Origin of the sequence: Streptomyces carpinensis, assembly GCF_002154505.1 — a bacterium.
GTDB classification, from domain to species: domain Bacteria; phylum Actinomycetota; class Actinomycetes; order Streptomycetales; family Streptomycetaceae; genus Streptomyces; species Streptomyces carpinensis.
In genome coordinates, this window is sequence record NZ_MUBM01000074.1 from 17,666 (window position 1) to 27,804 (window position 10,139).

At 69.8% G+C, this 10,139-nt stretch carries 8 protein-coding genes and 2 pseudogenes; 2 read left to right on the forward strand and 8 right to left on the reverse strand.

The genetic code is table 11. The features are described 5' to 3' along the window. Window positions 1-6: 6 nt before the first annotated feature. The 8 genes and pseudogenes from trxA to BZY54_RS55025 all read right to left on the reverse strand — a co-directional run. A complete protein-coding gene (trxA, locus tag BZY54_RS10695; protein ID WP_086724880.1) occupies window positions 7-465 on the reverse strand; it encodes a thioredoxin in 459 nt (152 codons plus the stop codon). After that, window positions 462-3,101 (reverse strand): ATP-dependent chaperone ClpB, encoded by a 2,640-nt coding sequence (gene clpB, locus BZY54_RS10700; protein WP_086724882.1) that lies wholly within the window; start codon window positions 3,099-3,101, stop codon window positions 462-464. The genes trxA and clpB overlap by 4 nt, the downstream gene beginning before the upstream one ends. Further along, complete coding sequence (locus BZY54_RS10705) at window positions 3,092-3,499, reverse strand: chaperone modulator CbpM (RefSeq protein WP_086724884.1); 408 nt, start codon at window positions 3,497-3,499, stop codon at window positions 3,092-3,094. The genes clpB and BZY54_RS10705 overlap by 10 nt, the downstream gene beginning before the upstream one ends. Next, a complete protein-coding gene (locus BZY54_RS10710; RefSeq protein ID WP_086724886.1) occupies window positions 3,496-4,449 on the reverse strand; it encodes a DnaJ C-terminal domain-containing protein in 954 nt (317 codons plus the stop codon). The genes BZY54_RS10705 and BZY54_RS10710 overlap by 4 nt, the downstream gene beginning before the upstream one ends. 6 nt (window positions 4,450-4,455) lie before the next feature. Beyond that, window positions 4,456-5,067 (reverse strand): nucleotide exchange factor GrpE, encoded by a 612-nt coding sequence (locus BZY54_RS10715; RefSeq protein ID WP_086724888.1) that lies wholly within the window; start codon window positions 5,065-5,067, stop codon window positions 4,456-4,458. A gap of 8 nt (window positions 5,068-5,075) precedes the next feature. Then, the gene (gene dnaK / locus BZY54_RS10720) at window positions 5,076-6,983 is read right to left on the reverse strand and encodes a molecular chaperone DnaK (protein ID WP_086724890.1); all 1,908 of its coding nucleotides are present in this window, start codon (window positions 6,981-6,983) and stop codon (window positions 5,076-5,078) included. 51 nt (window positions 6,984-7,034) lie between these two features. Next, the gene (locus BZY54_RS53025; protein ID WP_244217086.1) at window positions 7,035-7,283 is read right to left on the reverse strand and encodes a hypothetical protein; all 249 of its coding nucleotides are present in this window, start codon (window positions 7,281-7,283) and stop codon (window positions 7,035-7,037) included. Between the two features lie 106 nt (window positions 7,284-7,389). Continuing rightward, a pseudogene (locus BZY54_RS55025) lies at window positions 7,390-7,527 on the reverse strand (general stress protein); the annotation flags it as partial. Window positions 7,528-7,751: 224 nt separating this feature from the next. On the opposite strand from BZY54_RS55025, the gene BZY54_RS10730 reads away from it, so the two are divergent. Further along, window positions 7,752-9,533 carry a PucR family transcriptional regulator gene (locus BZY54_RS10730; RefSeq protein ID WP_086724893.1) on the forward strand — a complete coding sequence of 594 codons (1,782 nt, stop codon included), beginning with the start codon at window positions 7,752-7,754 and terminating at the stop codon, window positions 9,531-9,533. Window positions 9,534-9,947: 414 nt separating this feature from the next. Continuing rightward, a pseudogene (locus BZY54_RS10735) lies at window positions 9,948-10,139 on the forward strand (sugar porter family MFS transporter); the annotation flags it as partial.

The following is a 10,139-nucleotide window of genomic DNA, read 5'->3' on the forward strand; positions in this document are numbered from 1 at the left end:
GGCCGATCATCCTTTCCCAGCTGGTGCGCGGCCCGCGATCGACTGCTCCACCCACCGCCGCAAGGCAGGGGCAGGTGCGGCACCCGACTGCCGGGCGACCGTCTCGCCCTGGTCGAGGACCAGCAGCGTCGGTACCGCCCGGACCTCGAAACGCTGCGACAGTCGCGGGTTCTTGTCGACGTCGACCTTGACGAGTTTGATTCGTCCGGCGAGATCGGTGGCGACCTTCTCCAGTGCGGGGCTGACCATGCGGCAGGGGCCGCACCAGGTGGCCCACAGGTCGACCACGACGGGGACGTCGGCCCGCTCGACGACCTCGGTGAAGTCGTCGTCGCCCGCGTCCACCATCCACGGTAGGGGCTGCTTGCAGTGGCCGCACTTGGGGCGGCCCTCCGCGGCTACGGGCACCCGGTTGGTGCGCCCGCAGTTGGGACAACTGACGGTCGTCGCCTGCATCGTGCTCATGCCGCCCGCGCTCCCTTCACGTCCTCGGGCTGGTCGTAGGTGACCACCAGTTCCCCGGCCTCGGCGTCGACGCGGACCGTCGCGCCGTCCTGGACGTCACCGCGCAACAGGGCGCGCCCGACCATCGTCTCGACTTCGTGGGAGATGTAACGCCGCAGCGGCCGGGCCCCGTACACCGGGTCGTAGCCCTGGTGGGCGATCAACTCTCGAGCTGTGTCGGTGAGTTCGACGGTGATGCGGCGTTCGGCGAGCCGCTGCCGCAGTTCGTCGAACTGCAGCTCCACGATCCGCTCGATCTGCCGCTCACCGAGCGGTTTGAACAGCACGATGTCGTCGACGCGGTTGAGGAACTCCGGGCGGAAATGCCCGCGCAGCTCGCCCATCACCAGGGCGCGGGCGTCCGGCTTGATCTCACCCTCGGCGGTGGCACCGTCGAGGAGGTACTCGGAACCGATGTTGGACGTCATGATGATCACGGTGTTGCGGAAGTCGACGGTGCGGCCCTGAGCATCGGTGATGCGGCCGTCGTCGAGGACCTGCAGCAGGGTGTTGAAGACATCGGTGTGCGCCTTCTCGATCTCGTCGAACAGCACAACGGAGTACGGCTTGCGGCGTACGGCCTCGGTGAGCTGGCCGCCTTCCTCGTAGCCGACGTATCCGGGCGGTGCGCCCATGAGCCGGCTGACGGTGTGCCGCTCCTGGTACTCACTCATGTCGAGGCGGACCATGTTCTCCTCGGAGTCGAACAGGGCCCGGGCGAGGGTCTTGGCCAGCTCGGTCTTCCCGACGCCTGTGGGGCCGAGGAAGATGAACGAGCCGATGGGGCGGCGAGGGTCGCGGATGCCGGAGCGGGCGCGGATGATGGCGTCGGCGACGAGCTTGACGGCCTCGTCCTGGCCGATGACGCGCTCGCGCAGGATCTCGTCGAGGCGCAGCAGTTTCTCGCGTTCGCCCTCCTGAAGGCGGGCGACGGGGATGCCGGTCCAGGCGGCGACGATCTCGGCGATCTCCTCCTCGGTGACGACCTCGCGCAGCAGCCGGTTCTGCCCTTGTTTGGTGGCCAGTTGCTCCTCCTGTGCCTTCAGCCGACGCTCCAGGTCCTGGAGGCGGCCGTAGCGCAGTTCGGCGGCGCGGTTGAGGTCGTAGGCGCGTTCGGCCTCCTCCGCCTCGTGGCGGACCTGCTCCAGTTCCTGGCGCAGTTCCTGCACGCGGCGGATGGCCTGCCGTTCGGCCTCCCACTGGGCGTGTTTGGCGTCGGCCTCGCCGCGCAGGTCGGCCAGTTCCCTGCGCAGCTCCTCCAGGCGGGCTTTGCTGGCGGGGTCGGTCTCCTTGGACAGGGCCGCCTCCTCGATCTCCAGGCGGGTGACGCGGCGGGTGATCTCGTCGAGTTCGGCGGGCATCGAGTCGATCTCGGTACGCAGCCGGGCGCACGCCTCGTCGACGAGGTCGATGGCCTTGTCGGGCAGGAACCGGTCGGTGATGTAGCGGTGGCTGAGGGTGGCCGCGGAGACCAGTGCGGTGTCCTGGATCTTCACGCCGTGGAAGACCTCCAGGCGTTCGCGTAGTCCGCGCAGGATGGAGATGGTGTCCTCCACGCTCGGCTCGTCGACCAGGACCTGCTGGAAGCGGCGTTCGAGGGCGGCGTCCTTCTCGATGTGCTTGCGGTACTCGTCGAGGGTGGTGGCGCCGATCATGTGGAGTTCCCCGCGGGCGAGCATCGGCTTGAGCATGTTGCCCGCGTCCATGGCCCCTTCGGCGGCGCCCGCGCCGACGACGGTGTGGAGTTCGTCGACGAAGAGCAGGATGCGCCCCTGCGCGGCCTTCACCTCGGACAGCACGGCCTTGAGGCGTTCCTCGAACTCACCGCGGTACTTGGCGCCGGCGACCAGGGAGCCCATGTCGAGGGCGAACACGGTCTTGTCGCGCAGGCCCTCGGGGACGTCGCCGCGGACGATTCGCTGGGCGAGGCCCTCGACGATGGCGGTCTTGCCGACGCCAGGGTCGCCGATGAGGACAGGGTTGTTCTTGGACTTGCGGCTGAGGATCTGAGTGACGCGGCGGATCTCCGCGTCGCGGCCGATGACCGGGTCCAGCCGCCCGGACCGAGCCTCGAGTACCAGGTCGCGGCCGTACTTCTCCAGCGCCTCGTAGGCCACTTCGGGGTTGGCGGAGGTGACGCGCTGGTTGCCGCGGACCTGGGTGAGCGCGCTCAGGAACGAATCCGTGGTGATGCCGGCCTGTTTGAGTAGTCGTCCGGCGGCGGTTGAAGAGCCCTCTTTGGCCAGGGCGAGCAGGAGATGCTCCACGGACACGTACTCGTCCTTGAGGCGTTTGGCCTCCCGTTCGGCAGCATCGAGCAGGCGGGCAAGGCGCTGAGTGACGTAGACCTGGCCGGGTGCCGCGCCGGGGCCGGTGACCTTCGGGCGGCGGGAGAGTTCCTCGCGCACGGCCGCGCGCAGTTCCTTCGGCTCGGTGCCGGCCTGTTGCAGCAACCGCGGGATCAGACCGTCCTCCTGATCGAGAAGTGCGAGCAGCAGGTGTTCCCCATCGACCTCGGTCTGCCCCATGCGGACGGCCGCGGTCTGGGCCTCCTGGAGGGCTTCCTGGGACTTCTGGGTGAGACGGTTCATGTCCATGGGGGTGTTTCACTCCTCGTGCCGGCGCGGCGCAGGGCGGCTTCGAGTAGGCTGATGCGGTCGAGCAGGTCGAGCACCAGGCCGATGGATGCGTAGTTGAGGCAGAGTCCGGAGCGCAGCCGCTGGATGCGGGCGAGGACCGCCGGGGCCGTGGGGTCGAACACCAGGTGGCCCGCGGCGTCGCGTTCGGCGTCGACCAGGCCGAGGGCGACGAACCGGCGGATCAGATCGGGGTGGAGGCCCGAGCGACGGGCCACGGCGTCTAGGGAGAGTCTGGGAGCGGGCACGAGCGCGTACCGGACAGCCGTCGAGGCGGTGACGTTGGCGCCGGTTCGAACCGGACGGTCGCCCACGCCGGCCCGGCCGATGCCTGCCGCTCCCGCGGGTCGATCGTTCATCGCGTCCTCCTGGGGTCGAACGAAGAGGTGGCGGCGAGCTCCTCGAACAGTTCGCGCTCCCGATCGCCGAGGGTGGGCGGCACCATGACGCGGAGTTCGGCGTACAGGTCGCCGTTCGCGCCGCGCGGGTTCGGCATGCCCTCGCCGCGCAGCCGCAGCCGCCGGCCGCTGGAGGAGCCCGCGGGCACTGTGACCTTGGCCGTGCCACCGCCGGGGGTGGGCACCGGCACGGTGGCTCCCAGGGCGGCCTCCCAGGGGGCGACCGGGACCTGGACGTGCACGTCCCGGCCGTCCAGCCGGAACCGGGGGTGGGGCTGGATACGCACCCGCAGGTACAGGTCGCCCGCGGGGGCGTCACCACTGCCCCGCCCGCCCTCGCCCGCCAGCCGGATGCGCTGGCCGTCGGTGACGCCCGGCGGCACGTTGACCTCGTACCGCCGCGGCTGCCCGGTGGGACCGGTGAGCGTGACGGTGCGACGGCCGCCTCGGTACGCCTCCTCGACGGTGAGCGGCAGTTCGGCCTCCTGGTCCGCTCCGGGGACGCCGCGTGGGGCGGCGCCGGCTCCGAACATGGAGCCGAGCAGGTCCTCGATGTCGATGCCTTCCGCCCCGAAGTCGTCGCCGAAGCCGGTGGCGTACCGGACACGGGGGCCGCCCGCGCCCGCGGTCCTCCGAGCGCGGAAGCCGCCTCCCGCTCCGGCCGCGACCCGTTCGTCGAAGTCCTCGGGGATCTTGCGGAAGTCCTCGCCGAAGCGGTCGTAACGGGCCCGGGTCTTCGGGTCCGACAGGACGCTGTATGCCTCGTTGAGGTCCTTGAAACGCTCCTCCGCCCCGGGGTCCTTGTTGACGTCGGGGTGGTACTTGCGGGCGAGCTTGCGATATGCCTGCTGGATCTCGTCCTGGCTCGCGGTCCGCGACACGCCCAGCACCTCGTAGAAGTCCCGTGCCATGACCGGTCACTCCCGCTTCGCGACCGTCACGGCGGCGGGCCTGAGCTGCCGTTCGCCGTCCCCGTAGCCGGGGCGCAGCACCTCGACGACGGTGCCCGGTGGGGCGTCGGGGTCCTGGACGACGCCGACCACCTCGTGCCGGGCCGGGTCGAAGGGGACGCCGGTCTCCGCGTGCCGCGGGTAGCCGAGCAGTTCGAGGACGTTCACCGCCTGGTCGCGTACAGCCCGGATGCCTTCCACGATCGCGCCCGGATCGGCGCCCGCGTGGGTCAGGGCGAGCTCGAGGTTGTCCAGGACGGGCAGGAAGGCGGCCGCCGTGCGGGACCGCTCGACCGTTCGCTCCCGCTCCAGTTCCCTGGCGTGGCGCTTGCGAAGGTTGTCGAGGTCGGCGAGCGCGCGCCGCCAGCGGTCCTCCAGTTCCTGGATCGCGGTCGTGTACTCATCCTCGGCAGGCGCAGGGCCAGCGGCGTCGGGTCCCGGTTCGTCGTTCGCCGCTTCCGGCCGGGGCGGCGGGCCCGGTTGCGGCAAATCCCCACGAGGAGGGCGTACGGCGCCTTCCGGGACGGGTTCGACCGGCTCCGACGCTGCCCGGTCGGGTTCCTGGGGGCGGCTGGGCATGGCGCGCCTCAGTCCTTGTCGAACTCGGCATCGATGACGTCGTCGTCACCGCCACCGCCGCTCGCGCCACCGGTCGCGCCGCCCCCGGTGGTGTCCTGGCCGGGACCGCCTGTGGTAGCGGCGCCCTGATGGGCCGCCAGCCCGGCGAGCACCTGCTGGAGTTCGGAGGTCAGAGGCCGCACGCGCTCCACGCCCGCCTCCTCCTTTACCGCCGCCCGGGCATCGGACACGAGCATCTCGGCGCGTGCCTTCTCGTGCGCGGGCGCTGCGTCGCCCAGTTCGGCGAGGCGCTTCTCGACCTGGTACGCCACGGCGTCGAGTTCGTTGCGGGCGTCGACGGCCTCGCGGAGTGCCTGGTCCTGGCCCCGGTTGCGCTCGGCCTCCTGAACCATGCGTTCGACCTCGCTGCGGTCCAGGTTGGAGCTCTCGCTGATGGTGATGCCCTGTTCCTTGCCGGTGTCCCGGTCGCGGGCCTTGACGTTGAGAATCCCGTTGGCGTCGATGTCGAAGGTGACCTCGATCTGGGGTTCGCCCCGCGGCGCCGGCCGGATGTCGGTGAGCTGGAACCGGCCCAGCACCCGGTTGTCGGCGGCCCGCTCGCGCTCGCCCTGGAGGACCACCACGTCGACGGCCGGCTGGTTGTCCTCTGCGGTGGAGAAGGTCTCGCTGCGGCGCACCGGGATGGTGGTGTTCCGCTCGATGATCTTCGTCATCACTCCGCCGCGTGTCTCGACACCCAGCGACAGGGGTGTGACGTCGAGCAGCAGGACGTCCTTGACCTCGCCCTTGAGCACCCCGGCCTGGATCGCTGCGCCCAGGGCCACGACCTCGTCGGGGTTGACGCTCATGTTGGGTTCCTTGCCGCCGGTCAGCCGGCGGACCAGAGACTGGACGGCGGGAATGCGGGTGGAACCGCCGACGAGGATGACCTCGTCGATGTCGCTCTCGCCGACCTTCGCGTCGGCCATCGCCTGCTGCACCGGTCCCAGACAACGCTCCACCAGGTCGCCGGTGATCTGCTCGAAAGTAGACCGCATGATCGAGTCGGTGAGATGCTTGGGGCCCGAGGCGTCGGCGGTGATGAACGGCAGGCTCACCTGCGTCTGCGTCACCGAACTGAGCTCGGTCTTGGCCTTCTCCGCCGCCTCGAACAGTCGTTGCAGCGCCTGCGGGTCCTTGCGCAGGTCGATGCCGTTCTCCTTCTGGAAGTCGTCCGCGAGGTAATCCACCAGACGCCGGTCGAAGTCATCGCCGCCCAGGTGGCTGTCACCGGCGGTGGAGCGCACCTCCACAACGCCATCGCCGACGTCGAGGATGCTCACGTCGAAGGTGCCGCCGCCCAGGTCGAAGACGAGGACGGTCTCGTGCTCCTTCTTGTCCACGCCGTACGCGAGGGCCGCCGCCGTCGGCTCGTTGATGATCCGCAGCACCTCCAGTCCCGCGATCCGTCCGGCGTCCTTGGTGGCGGTGCGCTGAGCGTCATTGAAGTAAGCGGGCACCGTGATGACCGCCTCCGTGACCCGCTCCCCCAGCTGCTTGGAAGCGTCGTCCGCGAGTTTCCGCAGCACCTGGGCGCTGATCTCCTCAGGCGCGTACAGCTTGTCGCGTACCTTGAAGCGGGCCGCCCCGCCGTCGCCCTCGACGACGTCATACGCCACCGCCCTGGCCTCGTCGGGGATCTCGTCGAAATGCCGGCCGATGAACCGCTTGGCCGAGTAGATGGTGCCCTTCGGGTTGAGGATCGCCTGGCGCCGGGCCAGCTGGCCCACCAGACGTTCCCCGGTGTCGGTGAAGGCCACTACGGACGGTGTCGTGCGGTTGCCCTCGCTGTTAGGCACGACGGACGGCTCGCCACCCTCCCACACGGCGATCACCGAGTTGGTGGTGCCCAGGTCGATGCCCACTGCCTTCGCCATAGGAACTCCTCCCGGTCCGGCGCCTGCGCCGACTCTCCGGATCATGTTCGTTCAGGTGCGGGTGGAACCTCCGCCGGTGGTCTGCAGCCCGCCGATCAGCCGTACAGCCTCGTCGGCGACCGCCTCGTCCACCACGACCTCGTACCGGCTCGGCTGCATCGAGCGGAGCGAGGCGAAGTCCCAGCGACCGCCCTGCAGGGCCGGCAGCAGCATGTTGAACAGCGCGCCGCCGATCACTCCGAAGATCAGCCCGTACAGGGCGAGGAGCAGGGCGGAGAGGACGGGGTCGAGCCAGTTCACAAGGCCAAACAGCCAGCCGATCGGGACACCGGAGAACGCACCGCTCGCCCGCGGCCCTGCCGTAGTCCATCCGGCCGATCACCTGCTCGACCATGCGCACGTCCTGGCCGGTGATCGCCACCGTTTCCACGGGGAACCCATGGTCGGAGAGGTGGTCAACGGTGTGTTCGGCTTCCCGGTACGTCTTGTACGAGGCAACCGGCCTGTTGTACGAGGCAACCGGCCTGCGATGCTGCTCGGTCATCGCTCAGCCCTTTCCTGCCGGCGCGCACGGAGGGTTTCAAACACTTCCCAGGGTGGCGAGCCGAGTGGCCCCACGCCTGCGCCTGGCGAGTCAGAAATGCACGGGTCCGGTCCCCCCACGAGCACGAAAGGAACCATCCAGACATCTCGGATAAGCCGACCCGTGAGCGGGTACGCGAAACACCGCTCGCCTCCCTGTAGGGTCGGAGAGAACGGAGTGATCCCATGGTCGGCAGCCGGGCGCATAACCTGTACCGTCGGCGCTCCGACCGGGAGGGCAGCCTTCCGCGGGGCAGCGCCGGGCGGCACCCCAGGGCCGCACGCAAGGAGCCTCGCCCACCCGCTCCAACCCCAGCCGACCATGCCCCACCCGAACTGATGGCGCTCTCCTGCGCCCTGTTCGACACCCCGGACGAAGGCGAGATCCTGCGCTTGGCCATGGACCACGTAGCCGCCGCAGGGCCATACAGCGCCGAGGCCGGATACCTCAAGGTGGACGACGACCTGGTCCCCAGCCCGAGGAACGGGGAGATCCATGCCCCGGCCGTGGACTGCAGGGTGCGGGAGCTCGCCGGGCAAGACGGCCCTGTGACCGTCCCCGGCAGGCCCTGGGGCCGGGCCCTGGGGCTACGCGGACTTGAGAGGCTCCACGGCTACCTCGTGGTGACGTCCGGCTCCCGGCCCACCGAGGCCGAGTACTCCCTGCTCGTCACGCTCGTCCGGCACACCGCCGCTGCTCTGTCAGTCGCCTTCGCACACCGCCGCCGACGCGAGGACGCGCTGGAGCTGCACCGGCTCAGGGAGGAGCGCACAGCCCTCCAGCGGCAGCTGATTTCCGTCGCGGCTGAGCTGGGGTACCAGCGCGCCGTTCACGCGCTCATGGCCGACGTCGCTGCCTCGGGCGGCGGCGAGGAAGCCATCACCCGCGCACTGCACGGGCTCACTGGACTCCCCGCACTGGTCGAGGACCGCTTCGGTCGACTGAGGTTCTGGATCGGCCCCAGCCGACCCGACCCCTATCCGGAACCGGACCCCGTGCGCCAGGACGAAATGCTGCACGCCGTCGCCCGAGAGGTCGGGCCGGTGCGGGTAAAGGACCGGCTGATCACCCTGGTCCGCCCGCATGGCGAGATCCTGGGCGTGCTGGCCCTGGTCGACGCCCGGAACGAGGCCGACGAACATACCGTGCTCGCCCTGGAACACGCCGCCACGTCACTCGCCCTGGAACTGGCGCACCTGCGCAATTTGGCGGAAGTGGAGCTGAGGCTGCACCGCGAGCTGGTCGACGACCTCCTGGCAGGGATTGACGAAGCGAGCGCCTACGCCCGGTCCGAGGCAGTTGGACACGACCTGCACCGCAGCCACTACGTCGTCGTGGTGCAGTGGTCGAACCGGACTGCGGACGATTCCTTCGCCCAGACCGTGGGCCGGGCGGCCTCTGCCGTGGGCATGCGTTCGCTGCTGACCCGACGTTCCGACCACGTGGTCCTGGTCGCGGACGACCGGCCGCACGCCCGCGCGCTGTACGAGGCGCTCGCCCGGGAGACCGGGACACGGTCTGGGACGATCGGGGTGAGCGCCCGTTGCGACTCCCTGGACGACATCCCGCACCGCTACCAGGAGGCGCAGCGCGCCCTGGAAGTGCGCCGCCACTCCCGCGAGCGCTACGGCACGACGTTCTTCGACGAGCTTGGCCTCTACCGCATCCTGGGACCTGGCAGCGATTACCGGGAACTGGAGACGTTCGTCCACGAGTGGCTCGGGCAGCTCATCGACTACGACTCCCGGCACCACGCGGCCATGGTGGAGACCCTGTCCCGGTACTTCGACTGCGGCGGCAACTACGACGAGACCGCTGAATCCCTCGCGATCCACCGCAGCACGCTGCGCTACCGGCTCCAGCGCATCCGCGACATCAGCGGCCACGATCTCGCGAACGTCGAGGACCGGCTCAACCTCCAGGTGGCGACCCGAGTGTGGAAGATCGTGCTGGGCGGACCCGGTTGAGGCGCCCACGCGCCGCGGCGCCGGTTCGGCTGTCCCCATCACCGTAGGGAGCAGGATGCGGCGAGACTGAAGAAGAGGTCGTCGAACCGGGCCGCGTACTCTTCCAACTGCCCCGCCACAGGCGGACACGGACGGCGAGCGGTCATCTACAGCCCCCAGCACGGCAGTGGACTCCTACCACCGGCCTACGACCAAGCCGAACTGCCGTCAACCGGTCAAGGCTCCGCCCAGTCGGCGGTGTGCCCCGGACAGTCACGCCGGTTCGGTCGTGTCGCGCGGCCGACGGGCGCCGTTGAGCAGAGCATGGCGATGACACCGAGTCGGCCGCTGACACCACGGACGGGTGCGGCGCCACCCGTCCTGCCCACCGAGTGAGCCACGCGGGCCAGGACCACTCACCGTCCTGGAGGAACCATGACCCGAGCTGAAGACAAGGCGCCACCGATCGGTTCCCTGAACGGGCGCATGCTGATGGCCGCAGTGGTATCCGCGATCAGCGGGCTGCTGTACGGCTACGACACAGGCGTCATCTCCGGCGGGCTGCTCCAGATCGCCAAGGAGTTCCACATCGGAAACACCATGAAGGAGGTGATCGCGGCCGCGATC

Coding starts and splice junctions, on each gene's coding strand:
- trxA (WP_086724880.1), bottom strand. CDS start 465: ATGAGCACGATGCAGGCGACGACCGTCAGTTGTCCCAACTGCGGGCGC.
- clpB (WP_086724882.1), bottom strand. CDS start 3,101: ATGGACATGAACCGTCTCACCCAGAAGTCCCAGGAAGCCCTCCAGGAG.
- BZY54_RS10705 (WP_086724884.1), bottom strand. CDS start 3,499: ATGAACGATCGACCCGCGGGAGCGGCAGGCATCGGCCGGGCCGGCGTG.
- BZY54_RS10710 (WP_086724886.1), bottom strand. CDS start 4,449: ATGGCACGGGACTTCTACGAGGTGCTGGGCGTGTCGCGGACCGCGAGC.
- BZY54_RS10715 (WP_086724888.1), bottom strand. CDS start 5,067: ATGCCCAGCCGCCCCCAGGAACCCGACCGGGCAGCGTCGGAGCCGGTC.
- dnaK (WP_086724890.1), bottom strand. CDS start 6,983: ATGGCGAAGGCAGTGGGCATCGACCTGGGCACCACCAACTCGGTGATC.
- BZY54_RS10730 (WP_086724893.1), top strand. CDS start 7,752: ATGGTCGGCAGCCGGGCGCATAACCTGTACCGTCGGCGCTCCGACCGG.